Source organism: Klebsiella sp. PK01, assembly GCF_057624675.1.
Map to the genome: position 1 here is coordinate 574,082 of NZ_JBYEZM010000001.1, position 18,215 is coordinate 592,296.

The 18,215-nt window shown below is 55.3% G+C and carries 16 protein-coding genes and 1 pseudogene; 6 read left to right on the forward strand and 11 right to left on the reverse strand.

The annotated features are described in order from the left end of the window. The 3 genes from AC22LX_RS02775 to dcp form a co-directional block, all read right to left on the reverse strand. Complete coding sequence (locus tag AC22LX_RS02775) at positions 1–1,116, reverse strand: AAA family ATPase (RefSeq protein ID WP_045394592.1); 1,116 nt, start codon at positions 1,114–1,116, stop codon at positions 1–3. 24 nt (positions 1,117–1,140) lie between these two features. After that, on the reverse strand, positions 1,141–1,401 hold the full coding sequence (locus AC22LX_RS02780) for a hypothetical protein (RefSeq protein ID WP_045394594.1): 261 nt from the start codon (positions 1,399–1,401) through the stop codon (positions 1,141–1,143). Between the two features lie 354 nt (positions 1,402–1,755). Further along, positions 1,756–3,795 carry a peptidyl-dipeptidase Dcp gene (gene dcp / locus AC22LX_RS02785; protein ID WP_045394597.1) on the reverse strand — a complete coding sequence of 680 codons (2,040 nt, stop codon included), beginning with the start codon at positions 3,793–3,795 and terminating at the stop codon, positions 1,756–1,758. Between the two features lie 172 nt (positions 3,796–3,967). Here dcp and ydfG point away from each other — a divergent pair, with 172 nt between their 5' ends. Both ydfG and AC22LX_RS02795 read left to right on the forward strand, forming a co-directional pair. Next, positions 3,968–4,717 (forward strand): bifunctional NADP-dependent 3-hydroxy acid dehydrogenase/3-hydroxypropionate dehydrogenase YdfG, encoded by a 750-nt coding sequence (gene ydfG, locus AC22LX_RS02790; RefSeq protein WP_045394599.1) that lies wholly within the window; start codon positions 3,968–3,970, stop codon positions 4,715–4,717. Between the two features lie 93 nt (positions 4,718–4,810). Then, positions 4,811–5,497, forward strand: a complete 687-nt coding sequence (locus AC22LX_RS02795) for a GntR family transcriptional regulator (RefSeq protein ID WP_045394600.1) — start codon at positions 4,811–4,813, stop codon at positions 5,495–5,497. 45 nt (positions 5,498–5,542) lie between these two features. Here AC22LX_RS02795 and AC22LX_RS02800 read toward each other — a convergent pair whose 3' ends face one another. The 7 genes and pseudogenes from AC22LX_RS02800 to AC22LX_RS02830 all read right to left on the reverse strand — a co-directional run bounded on the left by AC22LX_RS02800 (position 5,543) and on the right by AC22LX_RS02830 (position 13,511). Further along, positions 5,543–5,974 (reverse strand): universal stress protein, encoded by a 432-nt coding sequence (locus tag AC22LX_RS02800; RefSeq protein WP_045394603.1) that lies wholly within the window; start codon positions 5,972–5,974, stop codon positions 5,543–5,545. Between the two features lie 250 nt (positions 5,975–6,224). After that, on the reverse strand, positions 6,225–7,688 hold the full coding sequence (locus AC22LX_RS02805; RefSeq protein WP_045394605.1) for a mannitol dehydrogenase family protein: 1,464 nt from the start codon (positions 7,686–7,688) through the stop codon (positions 6,225–6,227). A 206-nt stretch (positions 7,689–7,894) separates the two neighbouring features. After that, entirely contained in the window at positions 7,895–9,277 is a 1,383-nt protein-coding gene (locus AC22LX_RS02810) for an MFS transporter (protein WP_047048083.1), read from the reverse strand. A gap of 42 nt (positions 9,278–9,319) precedes the next feature. Continuing rightward, the gene (locus tag AC22LX_RS02815) at positions 9,320–10,339 is read right to left on the reverse strand and encodes a Zn-dependent oxidoreductase (RefSeq protein WP_047048082.1); all 1,020 of its coding nucleotides are present in this window, start codon (positions 10,337–10,339) and stop codon (positions 9,320–9,322) included. Positions 10,340–10,349: 10 nt separating this feature from the next. Continuing rightward, complete coding sequence (gene manD, locus AC22LX_RS02820; RefSeq protein ID WP_047048080.1) at positions 10,350–11,564, reverse strand: D-mannonate dehydratase ManD; 1,215 nt, start codon at positions 11,562–11,564, stop codon at positions 10,350–10,352. Between the two features lie 142 nt (positions 11,565–11,706). Then, positions 11,707–12,990 (reverse strand): MFS transporter, encoded by a 1,284-nt coding sequence (locus tag AC22LX_RS02825; protein WP_063447882.1) that lies wholly within the window; start codon positions 12,988–12,990, stop codon positions 11,707–11,709. Positions 12,991–13,122: 132 nt separating this feature from the next. After that, positions 13,123–13,511, reverse strand: a pseudogene (locus tag AC22LX_RS02830) (YnfA family protein). Positions 13,512–13,597: 86 nt separating this feature from the next. Between AC22LX_RS02830 and AC22LX_RS02835 the strand changes: the two are divergent. Next, positions 13,598–13,939 (forward strand): DUF1283 family protein, encoded by a 342-nt coding sequence (locus tag AC22LX_RS02835; RefSeq protein ID WP_015366763.1) that lies wholly within the window; start codon positions 13,598–13,600, stop codon positions 13,937–13,939. Between the two features lie 51 nt (positions 13,940–13,990). Next, the gene (gene speG, locus AC22LX_RS02840; protein ID WP_015366764.1) at positions 13,991–14,551 is read left to right on the forward strand and encodes a spermidine N1-acetyltransferase; all 561 of its coding nucleotides are present in this window, start codon (positions 13,991–13,993) and stop codon (positions 14,549–14,551) included. Here speG and AC22LX_RS02845 read toward each other — a convergent pair. Then, complete coding sequence (locus tag AC22LX_RS02845; protein WP_045394624.1) at positions 14,545–15,255, reverse strand: YnfC family lipoprotein; 711 nt, start codon at positions 15,253–15,255, stop codon at positions 14,545–14,547. The two genes, speG and AC22LX_RS02845, sit on opposite strands and share 7 nt — an antisense overlap. Before the next feature lie 103 nt (positions 15,256–15,358). On the opposite strand from AC22LX_RS02845, the gene AC22LX_RS02850 reads away from it, so the two are divergent. Continuing rightward, positions 15,359–15,631, forward strand: coding sequence for a DUF1161 domain-containing protein (locus AC22LX_RS02850; RefSeq protein ID WP_045394628.1), 273 nt, complete (start codon positions 15,359–15,361; stop codon positions 15,629–15,631). A 148-nt stretch (positions 15,632–15,779) separates the two neighbouring features. Next, complete coding sequence (gene ynfE / locus AC22LX_RS02855; RefSeq protein WP_063447884.1) at positions 15,780–18,215, forward strand: selenate/tellurate reductase subunit YnfE; 2,436 nt, start codon at positions 15,780–15,782, stop codon at positions 18,213–18,215.

Sequence of the window (18,215 nt, forward strand, 5' to 3'; positions counted from 1 at the left end):
TTATCCTTCCGTCACGGATGACGGAGACGCCGCTTTGATTTGCGTTTGCCCGCCGCTATTCTCCAGTTCGTAGAGGCGGCACTCCGCTCGCGCTGAGATCAATTGCGCCAGTTCTGCCGAGTGGCTGGTAAGCCAGATCTGGCTATAGCGTGACGCTTCGACAATCAGACGCGCCAGCGCCGGGAACATCTGGCGATGCAGGCTGTTTTCCGGCTCATTAATGGCGAGAAACGCCGGTGGCCGTGGGCTGAGTAACGCGACCGCCAGGCACAAAAAACGCAGGGTGCCGTCAGACATCTCCGCCGCCAGCAGCGGCCGATAAATCCCCTCCCGGCGCATCTTCATCACGAAACGCGAGTTGTCGTTCTCGCAGAAAAAGGTACAGTCGGGGAACGCTTCGCCGAGGATTTCGTGCAGCAACTCCTCAGCGCCGATTTCGACGATAGTCTGAAAGGCCGCCGCCAGATTGCCGCCATCGCTATCGAGCACCGGTGAACGGTAGCCGACCGTCGGCTGGCGGAGCGGTGAAAGCCTGCCGATGGCAAACTCATGGTAAAAACGCCAGCGGCGCATGGTCTCCCGCACGCGCGACACTTCCGGGAAACGATGCGGTTCGCCTAGCTGGCCGAAAATAGACTCGTTTTCGTAAATAGTATCGGTGAAGGTACTTTTTTCGCCATTGACATCAACCAGAAACGCCGCCTGGTTTTTTCGTTGCAGTACCCGTGACGATGGCCGGCGGTTAAAACCCGATAGCCAGATATTCTCTTCTTTAACGATCGGGTCAAGCATGAATTGCGTTGGGTACGGCAGTTTTTCCGGAAACCCGACCTGCAATTCGTATTCAAATTCGTCGGTCAGGCAGGCGATTTGCAGACGCCGTGGGTGGCGGTCGGTCGGCGCCTGTTTCCCCGACCACATGATATTCTCAAGCCCACCCTCCTCGCTGACATAGCTGGAAAACTGGCCGCTGGCCGAGGCGGTTAACAGGTGAATCGCTTTGTAGATGTTCGATTTTCCGCAACCGTTGGGGCCAAACACGATATTTAGCGGCCCGAGTTCCAGTTCAATCGCCCTGACTGAACGGAAATTGTTAATACGAATGCGGTTAATCATACCTTTCCTCTGGCGCGCCGATGCTCAACTGAGCGATTTTTTCATCCCGCGCGTTAGCGCGACTCTGGCGAGTTTATCGGCATCCAGATGTGAATCACTAAATACGCCGAAAAACAGGCGTTCATCATCAATAACCTGCGACACGACCCGGTAGTTCAACGGCTGTCCGGATGGCGCGCCGTACTGCGCAGGAGTGACGGAAACTTCCGTCGCGGTGTCGGCGACGCTAACCAGCAGACCATCTGCTTTGCCGCCCACCAGCATGACCTTAATTAACGGGTGCACTGTGTTCCTCCCGAGTGGGGTCAAAAATGTCATTGAACAAGTCCCTGGCCACGCTGAAGCGCCGCAGGAAAAAAAATCGTCGTATGTACTTTTTTATAGTTCATAGCGGCCTGGAGTATAAAAAAAAACGAATTGCACTTTGTAAGCACGCATTATTAGTAGTAAAGGCCGACAAATGATGAAGGAAAAAAGTGGAATTGTGAATCTTAACAACTCTTATTTGTTGCTCAGGGCGTTGAGAATGGTCGCAAAATGTACATTGGTTACAGTGGGATGCCGCGCTATTTGGTAGCCGGACAAGACGCGATGCGCCGCCTCGGGGAAAAAACCGGGCGGCGACGAATAGCACAGTATCTACAAGCCGCGATTTTTCAACATCGGCTCGATCAGCGGATCGTGCCCGCGCCAGTCGCGATACAGCGCTTCGAGATCGCAGCTATTACCGCGCGACAAAATCGCCTCGCGGAAACGTTGACCGTTTTCCCGGGTTAATCCCCCCTGCTCGACAAACCACTGATAACCATCGTCGGCAAGCATTTGCGTCCACAAATAGGCATAGTAGCCCGCCGCATAACCGCCGCCGAAAATATGCGAGAAATAGCTGCTGCGATAGCGCGGCGGAACTGCCGCCAGATCCATCTGCTCCTCGCGCAGCGATTGCTGTTCAAAAGCATCGACATCCTGCGGCAGCGCCTGCGGGGTGACGCTGTGCCAGCGCATGTCAAGCAGCGCCGCCGCCAGCAGTTCGCTCATGTCATAACCCTTATTGAACGTTGAGGCGCGGAACATGCTGTCGCGCAGATCATCGGGCATGGCTTCGCCGGTCTGGTAGTGCTTCGCATAATGGGCGAACACCTGCGGCTCGCTGGCCCAATGTTCATAAATCTGCGACGGGAATTCCACGAAATCACGCGGCGTATTGGTGCCTGAAAGACTCGCATAGCGCTGGTTAGCGAACAGGCCGTGCAGCGCATGGCCAAATTCGTGGAACAGCGTGATGACGTCATCCCACGATAGCAGCGCGCAGCCGCCGGCTTTTGGTTTCTGGTAGTTGCAAACGTTGTAAATCACCGGACGCTGGGCACGCAGCGTCGATTGCTCGACAAACACATCCATCCAGGCGCCGCCGCTTTTGCTGTCACGCGAGAAGTAGTCGCCGTAAAACAGCGCCATTCCTTCGCCGTTGGCATCAAAGATTTCCCATACCCGTACATCGGGATGGTAAAGCGGAATATCAAAACGTTCGACAAAACGAATGCCAAACAGTTGGGAGGCGGTCCAGAACACGCCATCTTCCAGCACCCGATCCAGGGCGAAATAGGGTTTTAGCTGCGCTTCATCGATGGCGAATTTAGCGCGCCGCACCTGCTCGCCGTAATATAACCAGTCCCAGGCCGCGGCCTGAAAATCGCCGCCCTCTTCATCAATAACCTGCTGGATGTCGGCAAGCTCCTGTTCGGCGCGACGGCGGGCCGCCGGCGCGATGCGGCGCATAAAAGCCAAAGCCTCAGACGGCGTTTTCGCCATCTGGTCAGCCATCGACCAGCTCGCGTAATCGGCGACGCCGAGCAATGCGGCCTTACGTGCGCGGATTTCCGCCAGCCGCAAAACCAGTTCACGGGTGTCGTTGGCATCGCCCTTCTGGTTACGCGTCCAGCCTGCAGTGAATAGATTGTGCCGGGTCTGGCGATCGGCAAGGGCCTGTAGCGCCGGTTGCTGGGTGGTATTGGTCAGCGCCAGCAGCCAACGGTCCTGCAGGCCTTTATCGCGCGCGGCATCGGCGGCGGCGGCAATCTCATCCGCGGCCAGCCCGTCGAGCTGGTGTTGATAATCGACAACCAGACCGCCGGACTTCACCGCCGCCAGCAGACGCTGCTGGAACTGACTTTGCAGCGACGCCTCCTCGGTATTCAATGCTTTTAGCGCGGTTTTCTGCTCTTGCGCCAGCGCGGCTCCCGCCAGCTGGAAACGCTGCCAGCTCACCTCAAGCAGACGCCGCGACTCCGGATCCAGATTCAGGGCGTCGCGCTGCTGCCAGACCTGTTTGACTCGCTGGTACAGCGCATCGTTGAGCCAGATATCGTTGCCAAGCTCGGCGAGCTCGGCGGAGAATTGTTCATCCAGTTGCTGTATCAGCGGATTAGTATTCGCCCCGGCCATAGCGAAAAAGACCCGGGTCACCCGGCCCAGGAGCTGGCCGCTCTGCTCCAGCGCGACCAGGGTATTGTCAAAATCCGCCGGCGCCGGATTGTTGACGATTGCCGCAATCTCCTCGCGCTGGCGCCGAACGCCCTCATCAAAAGCCGGGCGATAATGGCTATCTGCAATCAAATCAAAATGCGGCGCCTGGTACGGCAGCAGGCTGACGTGTAAAAAGGGATTATTGTCCGTCATCATTCTCTCCTGAACGCGGGTATCCACTAAGATTAGGCAACTCATTGATTGGCCGCAATGATTTATCCAGCCAGCGCGCTATACCAACAGATGACGATACGATTTTCCTTTACCGCGCGGCGTTAACGCGTGCTATGTTATGACAACACAAAAAGCTTTGAGGAACAGTAAGATGATTATTCTGGTGACTGGTGCAACTGCTGGATTTGGCGAAAGTATTACTCGTCGTTTTATCGCTAACGGCCACAAAGTGATCGCCACCGGGCGTCGTGAAGAGCGCCTGAAGACGCTCAAAGAGGAGCTTGGCGATAACCTGTATACCGCGCAACTCGACGTGCGTAATCGCGCCGCCATCGAAGAGATGATTGCCGGGCTGCCCGCGGACTGGCAGTCTATCGATGTTCTGGTGAATAACGCCGGCCTGGCATTGGGTCTGGAACCCGCTCATCGCGCCAGCGTCGAAGACTGGGAAGACATGATCGATACCAATAATAAAGGCCTGGTGTACATGACCCGCGCGGTGCTGCCGGGAATGGTGGAGCGTAATCGCGGCCATATTATTAATATCGGTTCGACCGCCGGTAGCTGGCCATACGCCGGCGGCAACGTCTACGGCGCGACCAAAGCTTTCGTACGCCAGTTCAGCCTGAATCTGCGCACTGATTTGCACGGCACCGCGGTTCGCGTCACCGATATCGAGCCGGGCCTGGTAGGCGGCACCGAGTTCTCCAACGTCCGTTTTAAAGGCGACGATGCGAAAGCCGGTAAAACTTACGAGAACACCCAGGCGCTGACGCCGGAAGATGTCACCGAAGCGGTGTGGTGGGTCGCGAATCTGCCGAAACATGTCAACATTAACACGCTGGAAATGATGCCGGTCAGCCAGAGCTTCGCCGGGCTCAGCGTCCATCGTCAGGGCTAACGCCCTCAGCGGCCTGGCCTGCGGGCCAGGTCTGGGCGGAACGGCAAAAAACGAGTAAAATAATGCTCATAACCCATTAAAAAGTAATCATCAATGGCCGCAGAAACGCAACTGAATCCGACCCAGCCCGTCAATCAGCAAATCTATCGCATCCTTCGTCGGGATATTGTCCATTGCCTGATCCCGCCGGGAACCCCGCTGTCAGAGAAAGAGGTGTCGGTGCGGTTTGATGTTTCGCGCCAGCCGGTACGGGAAGCCTTCATCAAATTAGCGGAAAACGGGTTGATTCAGATCCGTCCCCAGCGCGGCAGCTATGTGAATAAAATCTCAATGACCCAGGTGCGCAACGGCTGTTTCGTACGTCAGGCCATTGAGTGCGCGGTAGTGCGCCGCGCAGGAACGATGATCAACGATGAACAGCTCTATCAGCTGGAACAAAACCTCAACCAGCAGCGGGTGGCGGTTGAACGTCAGCAGCTCAATGATTTTTTCCAGCTCGATGATGAATTTCACCAGAAATTATCCCTTATCGCCGACTGCCAGCTGGCGTGGGACACCATTGAAAATATCAAGGCGACCATCGATCGGGTACGCTATATGAGCCTTGACCACGTGACTCCGCCCGATATGCTGCTGCGTCAGCATCTCGATATTTTTCAGGCGCTGGAAAAACGCGATCTTGATGCCGTAGAAAAGGCGATGAATATTCACCTGCATGAAATTAGCGAGTCGGTTTTGTTGATTCGTCAGGAAAATAGCGAGTGGTTCAGCGAAGAATAATGGGTTAAGCGGCAGCCAACGTTGCGTCAGCTGCCGTTAAATAGATTACCGAACCACTAACACCGGAATTTTGGCATAGCGTAAAATGGACTCGGCGTTAGAACCGAGGAGATGAGTTGATATACCCGGCTTGCGTGAACCAATAACGATAACGTCAAAATTCTCTTTTTCGCTCAGCGCTAATATTTCATCACGCACATTGCCAAAAACAATGCGGGTATGGATCCGCGACGCCGGGATTGAAAACAATCGCGACAGATCGCGCATTTTCTTTTCCGACTCTTCTTTCATGAAGGCTTCAAATTTACGAATATCCGCCGTGAAGCCGCGCAGCAAAGAACTGGTGCTGTTTGGCAGCACGTTCAGCAACGTGATTTCACCTTCTTCGGCAGATGCTAAAAAATCCGCGTGACGAACGGCTTTATCGCTTAAATCCATTTCAAACACATCGACCGGCAATAATATCTTTTTGTACATAGCCTGAGCTCCTTAGTCCTGAAGAAACCGTTGGGGGGATTTTATTCTGCCATATTTAAGCGTGTGGGAATACGATCAATCACCCAAATAAATACTTCAGAGATAAAAATAAACATCAACAATATATAATTAATTATGGAAAGTTAGAGTTATGTATAGACGGGAAATATCAGAGGCTATTCGTATTGCTAATACAAAAATAGCCCGACTCGCTATGCGATGCCGGGCTATGAATGGAATGATGTTTTTTTTACTGGCCTTTAGCCCATTCGGCGACGGTCGCCTTGGCGCCGTGAATCTGTAAAGAGAGATACGCCGCCGTCACCGCATCGACAAAACGCGGTTCCTGCGGCAGGCTATCGCCGAAAATGGCCTTAATACCCAGCAGCGCCTGCACGCGTTCGCTACCCTCTTTACTACCCTGCACCGCCTGTTGAATGACCGGCAGTAGCGGATCGCTGATTTCAATCGCCTGCCCCTTGTCATCGACACCGCTCACGTAGCGCATCCAGCCGGCAATACCCAGCGCCAGCAGGCTGAAATCACTGTGATGCGCCAGGTGCCAGCGCACGGAGTCCAACATACGCTGCGGGAGCTTCTGGCTACCGTCCATCGCAATCTGCCAGGTGCGGTGCTTAAGCGCCGGATTGCTATAACGCTCAATAAGCAAACCCGCATAACGCGCCAGATCCACGCCCTGTACACTCAGCGTCGGCGCTTGCTCTTGCAACATTAACGCCTGCGCGGCGCGGCGGTAGTTATCATCCTGCATGCAATCATTGATATGCTGATAACCGGCGAGATAGCCCAGATAAGCGAGGAACGAATGGCTGCCGTTGAGCATTCGCAGCTTCATCTCCTCAAACGGCACGACGTCAGTGACCAGCTCCGCGCCGGCTTTCTCCCACTGCGGACGACCAGCGACGAAGTTATCTTCGATAACCCACTGGCGGAACGGTTCACAGGCCACACCGGCCGGATCGCGCACTCCGGTGAGTTGTTCAATTTTATCCAGCGTATCAGCGGTCACTGCCGGAACGATCCGGTCGACCATTGTGGAAGGGAACGTCACGTTCTGCTCAATCCACTGCGCCAGTTCGTCATCAACGGCGCGGGCATACGCACAAACTACGTTGCGCATTACGTGGCCGTTTTCCGGCATATTATCGCAGGACATGACGCTGAAAGCCGGCAGACCGGCGGCACGACGGCGCGCCAGCGCTTCTACCACCACGCCCGGCGCCGATTTCGGCTGGTGTGGAGTTTGCAGATCGGCGGCAATCAGCGGGTTATCAAGCTGCAGCTGACCGGTGGCCGGAGAGTGGCAGTAGCCTTTTTCGGTGATGGTCAGCGAGACAATCGCTACCTGAGGCTCGCACATTTTCGCTAACACGCTTTCCAGGCCATCGACCTGCGCATGCATCGCCTGTTTCACCACGCCGACGACGCGTGCGGTCCAGGCATCGGCGGACATTTCAGCCACCGTATAGAGCAAGTCCTGCTGTTGCAAATCGGCAATCTGTTGCTCACCGCCAATGAGGTTCACTTCGGTATAGCCCCAGTCGCTGCCGTGTTCGGCGGCAAGGATATCGGCATACACCGCCTGATGGGCGCGGTGAAAAGCCCCAAAACCGAGATGAACGATGCGAGAAACCAGCTTGCTGCGATCGTAAGAAGGAAGCGTTGCCCTGGCGTTTAAAAGCGTGTTTTCCATGGTGTCTCTCATTTTTATGATGACTGATAAATCATTCTCAAACAGAATGTTTTGGTGAGGTAAACCATCGCACGCAATTGGTATGACATCTTTGATTTTCATCAACTACCATACAAGAAGATCCGGCGCTGTCGCGTTTCGTGATCCTGCGCGCAATGGCGGGGATGAGCCGGGAGTATCCCGGCTATCCTGGGTTAACGATGAGATTATGATTTCGCGTATTGGCCATTCGCGTTTAGCGCCTGGCGCGTACCGGCGTCCGCCGCATCGTGGTCCAGACTCAGGTCACGGTCGCACACTTCCGGCATCAGTAATGACGAGATGAGACCGATAGCTGAATAGCAGATCAGCATCGCGACAATCGGCCACCACGAACCGGTTACGTTACAGAAGATACCGGCCAGCACCGGCCCGAATCCCACCGCCACCAGGCCGCCGGCCTCTTTTGAGATAGCCATTCTGGTAAAGCGATTACGCGAGCCGAACATTTCCGCCATGGTGATATTTTCCAGCGCAAACAGACCCAGTACCGCCACGTTATGAATAACAATCAGGGACAGCATAATGGTGCTGGCGCTATAGCTTTTATCGACAATAATAGCCAGCATCGGCCAGGCCAGAATAATGGCGGAAATATTGACGATAATATAAGGTAAACGGCGCCCAACTTTATCCGATAGCCAGCCTAACAGTGGGATAGTAATAAAGCCAATCACTGAGCTAATCATTAAGGCATCGGTCGGAATCGCTTTATCAAATAATAGGCTTTGAACCAGATATCCCGCGAGAAATGTTTGTAATAAACCGGAATTACCGGCCTGTCCAAAGCGTAAACCGGTCGCCAGCCAGAATGATTTACTTTTTAACATCGCGCCGAAGGTATTTTGCGCGGCGGCGGCTTTAGCCTTAACTTCATCAGCTTCGTTGACCTGTTCAAACACCGGGCTCTCTTTCAGATTTAAACGCAGCCAAATGGCAAAGATCATTACCACGACGCTTGCAAGGAACGGAATACGCCATCCCCAGGCGATGAGTTGTTCGCGATCGAGCAGGAAGAACATCACTGCCCAGATGGCCGTGGCGCTCAACGTTCCGCAGTTGGTGCCCATCGCCACCAGAGAAGAGATGATGCCGCGTTTCCCTTTCGGCGCATATTCCGCCAGCATGGTACCAGCGCCGGAAATTTCGGCGCCCGCCCCCAGCCCCTGAATAATACGCAGGGTCACCAGTAACACCGGCGCAAAAATACCAATCTGCGCATAAGTGGGTAATACGCCGATTAACGTGGTGCAAATGCCCATCATGGTGATGGTAATAAACAGAACCTTTTTACGCCCGATGCGGTCCCCCATTTTACCGAATATGAAAGCGCCGACGATCCGCGCAATATATCCTGCGCCATAGGTTCCCATGGCTAATATCAGCGCCATGGCCGCCGACTGCTCCGGGAAAAATATCTCATGAAAGACCAGCGCGGCGCCTAAAGAATAAAGCTGGAAATCCATAAATTCCAGTGCCGTGCCAAGCCAGCCGGATACCGCGGCGCGGATAAGATCCGTGGTACTTCTCTCATTTTTAGCTGTCGTCATAATAATAATCTCTAAAGTAGGATACAGCGAGGTTATTTATATTTATGCGTTGAAGGTTAATAACACCTTACAACAATGCTTGCGGTCTTCTTCAAATAACGTCATGGCATCGACAACATGCTCGAAAGCAAACTGATGGGTGATGAGCCGATCCGGATTAATTAAGCCGTTTGCCAACCATTCAAGAACCAGCGGGAATTTATTGGCATTGAGCCTGGACGAATAAATAGTGAGCTCTTTACCGGTGATCCCCTGCTGCGCCACCATTGACGGTTCGGTAGAAAAGCCCATCAGCACAATCCTGCCTGCCGGCGAAGCCAGTGCGATGGCCTCTGGGAAAATCGCCGGATGGCAGGCGGCGTCGATAATCAGCGTCGGTCGGATACCCTGCGCTTCCAGCGCCTGCGCCAGCGGTTGCTCCTTATTATTAATGGTCCAGTCGGCGCCGTTTTGCTGCGCCATCTGCAGCCGCTCAGGGATCTGGTCGGCGACGATCACCTGCCGCACGTTATAGACGCGCTTGAGCACCTGAATGGTGGTCAGCCCCATCGGCCCAGCGCCGTAGACCAGCGCGATATCCTGTTCGCGTGGTTTAGCCTGGCCGGTGACATTCGCCGCAATAGTAAAGGGCTCCACCATTACCGCATGATGGTCGCTCACGTTCTCCGGCACCGGCCAGGCATTTTTGGCCGGTACCACCGCGTATTCGCTAAACCCGCCATCGCGATGCACGCCCAGCACCACCAGCGACGCGCAGACGTTGGGCTTACCGACCGAACAGGGATAACAGTGGCCGCAGCTGATCACCGGATCAACCGTCACCCGCTGGCCCACGACTTTATCCGTCACGCCCTCGCCCACGGCATCAATCACGCCGAAAAACTCGTGGCCAATGACCCGCGGATATTTGGCGAACGGATTATGTCCACGATAGATGTGGCTATCTGAGCCGCAAATTCCCGCCAGTTTCACCTTTACCCGCACTTCCCCGTTCCCCGGCTGCGGCAATGGCCGTTCTTCAATCGCCAGCGCGTTCGGCTGTTGGATAACAATACTTTTCATTTTCCTCTCCTTACCAATTCCACAAAGTGCCATCTTCGAGGCGCGCCACCGGCAGACAGGCGGGTTCATAGGGGTATTTCGCCGCCAGCTTCTCATCGAACTCGATGCCCAGCCCTGGTTTATCGCCCGGATGCATATAGCCATTGTCAAAACGCCAGCTATGCGGGAAGACCTCCAGCATCTGTTCGGAATAGCCCATGTACTCCTGAACGCCGAAATTTGGCACCCACAGATCGAAATGCAGCGCCGCCGCCATGCATACCGGAGAGAGATCGGACGGCCCGTGAGAACCGGTACGTACCTGGTACAATGAAGCAAAATCGGCGATACGCCGCATGCCGCTGATCCCGCCAGCGTGGGTAATGGTGGTGCGGATATAATCAATGAGCTGTTCTTCAATCAGCTGTTTGCAATCCCAGATGCTATTAAAGACTTCGCCGACGGCAATCGGCGTGACGGTATGCTGGCGAATTAAGCGGAAGCACGCCTGATTCTCTGCCGGTGTCGGATCTTCCATCCAGAACAGACGATACTCCTCAACGCTTTTACCAAATCGCGCCGCCTCGATCGGCGTCAGGCGATGGTGCATGTCGTGCAGTAAATGCTCGTTGAAACCAAATCGTTCGCGCACGGCGGCAAACAGCCGCGGGGTGAAATCGAGATATTTTTCCGTCGACCACAGCTGCTCTTCCGGCCACACGCCTTTGGTCGCCGGCTCGTATGCCTGACCTTTGCCCTTGGCCATGCCGTAGGTGGTTTTCATCCCCGGAATACCGCACTGCACGCGGATCGCCTTAAAACCCATTTCCTGATGGCGGGCGTAGTCGTCCAGCACTTCATCAATGGAATGACCGGTGGTGTGGCAGTAGACCATCACCCCTTCGCGCGAGGCGCCGCCCAGCAGTTGGTAAAGCGGCATTCCGGCGGCTTTGGCTTTGATATCCCACAGCGCCATATCAACGGCGGAAATAGCCGACATGGTCACCGGACCGCGGCGCCAGTAGGCGCCTTTGTAGAAGAACTGCCAGATATCTTCGATGCGGTGAGCATCACGGCCAATCAGCTGCGGACAAAGATGATCTTTCAGGTATGAGGCGACCGACAATTCACGGCCGTTGAGCGTGGCATCACCGAGGCCGACAATCCCGTCATCGGTGGTGATTTTTAAGGTGACGAAGTTACGCCCTGGGCAGGTAACGAACACGTCGGCAGCAACGATCTTCATGGGTAATTCCTTACATCTGTGCGGTTAGTGATCAAAATTAAATCACCAGACCTACTACCATACAAGTATGATATTTAAAAAAGATGCGAAGGATCACAAACGGATGTGGTTGCGGGGGGCGCCTGGCGCCCCCCGTTAGCGATTAATTAATGCGGTCTTTTACGATGAAGAAATAGCACAGCGCGCCGGTAAAGGTCACACAGGCGGCGATGACTAAGGCCAGGTTAAAGGAGTGCGTGGTGTCCACTACCCAGCCGGTGACAACCGGCGCAAAAGAGGCGAAAACAAAGCTGCCAAAGTTCTGGATCGCGGCCACCGACGCGACTTTATTCTCGCTGACCATCACCTGTACCAGTCCCCAGGCCGAGGTTCCGGCAAAGTGGACGCAGAAGAGCGCCATAGAAATAAACGCCACCGCCTGGGTCGGCGAACTCGATTGCACCACCAGCAGCGTGCCGAGCGCAGAAAGCGTCAGGCCAACCACAATGGCCGTTTTGCGCGTTTTCGCCAAATCGTAACCGCGGCGCGCCAGCGCATCAACCACCAGCCCATTGACCCACATGCCCACCGCCGCGGCCAGAAACGGGATCGCCGCCACCCAGCCGGTTTTCGCCAGGCTCAATCCCTGCTGCGCCTGCAGATAACCCGGCAGCCACGCGATATACAGCCAGCCGGTATAGTTAACCCCGGAGAAGCCTAAAATCATTCCCCAGGTGGTGCGCCGTTTGAACAGCGCCAGCCACTCGCTGAATACCAGCGTTGGGCGCGCTTTTTCTGGCGCCGCCAGATACTGGCGCTCCTCCTGTTGCAGATCGAACTGCGCGCGGTTGCGATACCACGCGTACCAGCACAGGCCCACAACGATCCCGGCAAGGCCGATAACCACGAACATGATGCGCCAGCCCCAGGCTATCTGCATCAGCACCAGCGCCGGCGGCGCGATCGCCTGGCCAAGCACCGTTGAGGAGTTAAAGATGCCGACCGCGGTGCCGCGCTCTTTTTGTACGTACCAGTCGGTAATGGATTTTACCCCCGCCGGCATAAACGGCGCTTCGCCAATCCCGAGGCCAATACGGAGCAAAATAAAGTGGCTAAAGGAGTTCACCACCCCAGTTAGCGCCTGCATCAGTGACCAGAAAATCAGCCCTGCCCCCAATACAATTCGCGGGCCGAAGCGATCGAGCAAAATACCCGAGGGCAGTTGAGCAAAGCCGTATGACAGAGAGAACGCCGACAGCAGCACGCCGAATTCCGTCGCGCTAAGCCCGAGATCGCCGCGAATAGCCTCACCGGCAACGCTTAATGACGAACGATCGAGGAAGTTGACGATACCGGCGATGAACAGCAGCGTCAGGGTGACTTTTTGCACCCGGCCAATGCGCACGGGTTTGGCGCCAGCTTCGCTGGCAAGGGTTTGTGTAGCCATAATTGCCTCTTACGATAAACAGCACGATGCGTTTAGGGTAAGTAAGGCAACTAGTCGGCTACCATACAAGAATTAAGGTTGAAATTAGCGTGGAAGATCACAAAGGGCGATTTTTTATCCTGCTACAAGACGCTATGCCCGCCCCCAGCCAGCAACGATGATCAGCATGCCGCATAGCGCAATCGCGGCCCCCGCCCAGTCAAAGTGGCTTAGCTTCACACCATCGACGAAACGCAGCCACAGCAGCGCGGTGCAGACGTAGACGCCGCCATAAGCGGCATACACTCTGCCGCTGGCCTCCGGGTGCAGGGTTAGTAGCCAGACGAACGTCGCCAGCGCCATCGCGGTTGGGATCAACAGCAGCGGCGAACCGCCCCGCTTCAGCCATAGCCACGGCAGGTAACAGCCGATGATTTCGCACAGCGCGGTAGCAAAGAAAAGTAACGTGGTTTTCAGCATTAAAGTTTGGTAAATGAGACAATTTGTTGCACTAGTGTACGCGATAATGCGCAGGTACCCATGCCATTTTGTCCGGTAGGCGCGGGTAGCGAGTTGTAGTAAACTTGTCCAACTGGTTAACCCTTTTTATCACTCAAAGGAAATCGTGATGAAAATGACACGCAATAAACGCTGGTGCCTGACCGCCCTGCTGGCGGCAAGCGCAATGGTCTATACCGCTTCGTCCTTCGCGCAAACCGACAAACTGGTGATCGAGTCCGGCGACAGCGCGCAGAGCCGTCAGCAAGCCGCAATGGAAAAAGAGCAGTGGAACGATACCCGCTCGCTACGGCAGAAGGTAAATAAACGCGCGGAGAAAGAGTGGGACAAAACCGACGTCGCCTTCGATGCGCAGGATAACTGCCAGAAGAGCGCCAACGTCAACGCCTACTGGGAACCCAACACCCTGCGCTGTCTTGACCGCCGCACCGGTCGCGTTATTACGCCATAATTCCCCGGCGCCCGTGGGCGCCATCCTCTATTAATGCACACAGGATTTCCCATGTCTGACGCCCCTCACGTCAAACTCCGCCCGCTTGAGCGCGAAGACCTGCGCTTCGTCCACCAGCTTGATAATAACGCCAGCGTAATGCGTTACTGGTTTGAAGAACCTTACGAGGCCTTCGTCGAACTCTCTGACCTTTACGACAAACACATTCACGATCAAAGTGAACGCCGTTTCGTTATCGAATGCGATGGCGAAAAAGCCGGGCTGGTTGAACTGGTGGAGATAAACCACGTTCACCGTCGCGCCGAGTTCCAGATTATCATCTCCCCGGAATATCAGGGCAAAGGGCTGGCGACGCGCGCCGCTAAGCTGGCAATGGACTACGGCTTTACCGTTCTCAATTTGTATAAACTGTATCTGATTGTTGATAAAGAAAACGAAAAAGCGATCCACATCTACCGCAAACTCGGTTTCATGGTCGAAGGCGAGCTGATTCACGAGTTCTTTATCAACGGCGAATACCGCAATACCATTCGCATGTGCCTGTTCCAGCATCAGTACCTTGAGAAACATCGTCCTCAAGGCCAGACGCTGCTCAAGCCCACCGCTCAGTAATAGTCGATAGTGTTTTTGATGCTGTAGTGTCGCGTCACCGCCGGCTGGACGCTTTCATCGACAACCTGCATCTCGCAGCGGATCGGGTTGTCGTGATCGTCATAGTCGCAGGTTTGCTTCACCTTACCTAACGCGCGGTCGTTAAATACGCTCACCGCGCTGTAATCGAGCTTTTTACGCGGATCGGTGGACGGCGTCGATACGACGCTGAAGCGCTCATCTTTCGCGGTGGTGGTTTTGCCCAGCGGATAACCTTCGCTGTCGTAGCGATAGCTGGAAGTGCTTTCTTTCCCGCGAGCCGTCACCACAAACCCGTTGTCATCGGTCTCCCAGCTGACGCCCGCCGCCGGCATCTCGGCGAGCTGGCATTTCCCCTGCAGCCGCAGGCGTTTCTCCTGCGTTTGCGCATCCAGATAGTAATTCGCGTCAAGTACCAGCGTTGCGCCGGTTTTGTTTTCGAGGTCGGTAAAATCCAGCAGATCAAAACACCCTTCTGCCGACACCTGGGCACGCACCCGCTTCACCATTTCCCCCTGGTCGTCGAACAGGATCTGAGTAAACGTTTTCACCGGGCCGCGCAGCGGGTCGAACTCAAACTCATTGGAAAAACTGGCCATCTCCGGGGTAAACGCCGCCGGCGTTGACGGCTTATCGCAGGCGCTGAGCAGCAAAGCTGCCGGGATCAGCAAAAACAGTTTATTCACAGCCGCTACCTTTTTGGGAATATTCCAATCATTTTAGCAAATACAATTATTTACACCAATTCTGCTATGCTTAAAAATGGATGACATCAATAAGGAGCTTATGATGAAACTATCCCCATGGTTGTGCGCGGCCCTGCTGCTGGGTTCGGCATCCGCACTGGCAGCGCCGGACTCCTGCGAGCGGGTAAAGGGCGAGATCCAGCAAAAGATCATCAACAACGGCGTTCCGGCTTCTGGTTTTAGCCTGGCCATTGTACCGAACGATCAGCCTGACCAGCCCGGCGCTCAGGTGGTTGGCCACTGCGCTAACGACACCTTCAAGATAATCTATACCCGCAACGGCGACGCGACGGCGACCGATTCAGACGGGCAATAACCGCCGCTTTCGAGTGAAGGATCTTATCTCTGGTTGACCGGAGATAAGATTCGCCTACCCCTATTTAAGTATTATTCCTCACCCATGCGCCAGCAATCCTGCGGTTGCCAGCGGCATTTCGCATAATAAAAATCATGGAGTGAGCACAATGTCCAACCCTGAACATCCCGGCGGCGTCAGTCGTCGCACCCTCATAAAATCCTCAGCAATCGGTTCCCTGGCCCTGGCCGCCGGCGGCCTGTCGCTGCCTTTCAGTCTACGCGCCGCGGCCGCCGCCGTGCAGCAAGCCACCGGAGCAGAAGAAAAAACCGTCTGGGGTGCCTGCTCGGTTAACTGCGGCAGCCGCTGCGCGCTGCGCCTGCACGTTCGCGACGACGAAGTGGTGTGGGTGGAAACCGATAATACCGGCCACGATATTTACGGCGATCATCAGGTTCGCGCCTGCCTGCGCGGGCGTTCTATCCGCCGGCGTATCAATCACCCCGATCGTCTTAACTACCCAATGAAACGCGTAGGCAAACGCGGTGAAGGAAAATTCGAACGCATTAGTTGGACCGAAGCGCTGGATACCATCGCCGAAAGTCTGAAACGCGTGGTAAAAGAGTACGGCAACGAAGCGGTCTATATTAACTACTCTTCCGGGATTGTCGGCGGCAATATGACCCGCTCTTCCCCTTCCGCCTCGCCGGTGATGCGGCTGATGAACTGCTACGGCGGATCGCTCAACCAGTACGGCACCTACAGTACGGCGCAGATCGCCTGCGCCATGCCCTATACCTACGGTAGCAACGACGGCAACAGCACTTCGGATATTGAAAACAGTAAACTGGTGGTAATGTTCGGCAATAACCCGGCGGAAACCCGCATGAGCGGCGGCGGCATTACCTGGTACCTGGAGCAGGCCCGCGAGCGTTCCAACGCCCGCATGATCGTCATCGATCCACGCTATACCGATACCGCGGCCGGGCGTGAAGATGAGTGGATCCCCATTCGTCCCGGTACCGATGCGGCGCTGGTCGCCGGTATCGCCTGGGTATTGATTAATGAAAATCTGGTAGACCAGCCGTTCCTCGATAAATACTGCGTCGGCTACGATGAGAAAACCTTGCCGGCCGATGCTCCGGCCAACGGCCACTATAAAGCCTATATTCTCGGCCAGGGGGACGACGCTACCGCCAAGACGCCGCAGTGGGCCTCGCGTATTACCGGTATTCCCGCCGATCGCATCATTAAACTGGCGCGCGAAATCGGTATGACCAAACCCGCCTATATCTGCCAGGGCTGGGGGCCGCAGCGCCAGGCGAACGGCGAGCTCTCCGCGCGGGCTATCGCCATGCTGCCGATTTTAACCGGCAACGTCGGCATCAACGGCGGCAACAGCGGCGCCCGCGAATCGACCTATACCATCACCATTGAGCGTCTGCCGGTACTGGAAAATCCGGTAAAAACCGCCATCTCCTGCTTTAGCTGGACCGACGCTATCGCCCGCGGACCGGAGATGACCGCCACCCGTGACGGCGTGCGCGGCAAAGAGAAGCTGACGGTTCCCATCAAATTCCTGTGGAACTATGCTGGCAACACCATCATTAACCAGCATTCCGACATCAATAAAACCCACGATATCCTGCAGGACGAGAGCAAATGCTCGACGATCGTGGTTATTGAAAACTTTATGACCTCGTCGGCAAAATATGCCGATATTCTGCTGCCGGACCTGATGACCGTAGAACAGGAAGATATCATTCCTAACGACTATGCCGGCAATATGGGCTATCTGATTTTCATTCAGCCCGCCACCACGGCGAAGTTCGAACGCAAACCTATCTACTGGATCTTAAGTGAAGTGGCAAAACGCCTTGGCGACGACGTGCATCAGCGCTTCACCGAAGGCCGGACTCAGGAGCAGTGGTTACAGTACCTGTACGCCAATATGGTCGCTAAAGATCCGGCGCTGCCGGGCTATGACGAGCTCAAAAAAATGGGCATTTACAAGCGTAAAGACCCGAACGGCCATTTCGTCGCCTATCGTGATTTCCGTCGCGATCCTGAAGCGCATCCGCTAAAAACGCCTTCCGGCAAAATTGAGATTTACTCCAGCCGCCTCGCCGAAATTGCCGCCCGCTGGGAGCTGGAAAAAGGCGACGTCATCAGTCCGCTGCCGGTCTATGCCTCCACCTTTGAAGGCTGGGACGATCCGTTACGCAGCCAGTTCCCGCTACAAATGTTTGGCTTCCATTATAAGGCGCGTACCCACTCCAGCTACGGCAACGTCGATGTCTTACAAGCGGCCTGCCGCCAGGAAGTGTGGCTTAACCCCATCGATGCCGAAAAACGTGGGATTAACAACGGCGACATGGTGCGCGTCTTTAATCAGCGCGGCGAACTGCGTATTCCGGCGAAGGTCACGCCGCGTATTATGCCTGGGGTGACGGCGATGGGTCAGGGAGCATGGCACGATGCCAATATGTCTGGCGATCGCGTCGACCACGGCGCCTGCATGAATACCCTCACCACCCACCGGCCTTCACCGCTGGCGAAGGGAAATCCGCAGCATACCAACCTGGTCGAAATCGAGAAGGTTTAA

Coding starts and splice junctions, on each gene's coding strand:
- AC22LX_RS02775 (WP_045394592.1), bottom strand. CDS start 1,116: ATGATTAACCGCATTCGTATTAACAATTTCCGTTCAGTCAGGGCGATT.
- dcp (WP_045394597.1), bottom strand. CDS start 3,795: ATGACGGACAATAATCCCTTTTTACACGTCAGCCTGCTGCCGTACCAG.
- ydfG (WP_045394599.1), top strand. CDS start 3,968: ATGATTATTCTGGTGACTGGTGCAACTGCTGGATTTGGCGAAAGTATT.
- AC22LX_RS02795 (WP_045394600.1), top strand. CDS start 4,811: ATGGCCGCAGAAACGCAACTGAATCCGACCCAGCCCGTCAATCAGCAA.
- AC22LX_RS02800 (WP_045394603.1), bottom strand. CDS start 5,974: ATGTACAAAAAGATATTATTGCCGGTCGATGTGTTTGAAATGGATTTA.
- AC22LX_RS02805 (WP_045394605.1), bottom strand. CDS start 7,688: ATGGAAAACACGCTTTTAAACGCCAGGGCAACGCTTCCTTCTTACGAT.
- AC22LX_RS02810 (WP_047048083.1), bottom strand. CDS start 9,277: ATGACGACAGCTAAAAATGAGAGAAGTACCACGGATCTTATCCGCGCC.
- AC22LX_RS02815 (WP_047048082.1), bottom strand. CDS start 10,339: ATGAAAAGTATTGTTATCCAACAGCCGAACGCGCTGGCGATTGAAGAA.
- manD (WP_047048080.1), bottom strand. CDS start 11,564: ATGAAGATCGTTGCTGCCGACGTGTTCGTTACCTGCCCAGGGCGTAAC.
- AC22LX_RS02825 (WP_063447882.1), bottom strand. CDS start 12,990: ATGGCTACACAAACCCTTGCCAGCGAAGCTGGCGCCAAACCCGTGCGC.
- AC22LX_RS02835 (WP_015366763.1), top strand. CDS start 13,598: ATGAAAATGACACGCAATAAACGCTGGTGCCTGACCGCCCTGCTGGCG.
- speG (WP_015366764.1), top strand. CDS start 13,991: ATGTCTGACGCCCCTCACGTCAAACTCCGCCCGCTTGAGCGCGAAGAC.
- AC22LX_RS02850 (WP_045394628.1), top strand. CDS start 15,359: ATGAAACTATCCCCATGGTTGTGCGCGGCCCTGCTGCTGGGTTCGGCA.
- ynfE (WP_063447884.1), top strand. CDS start 15,780: ATGTCCAACCCTGAACATCCCGGCGGCGTCAGTCGTCGCACCCTCATA.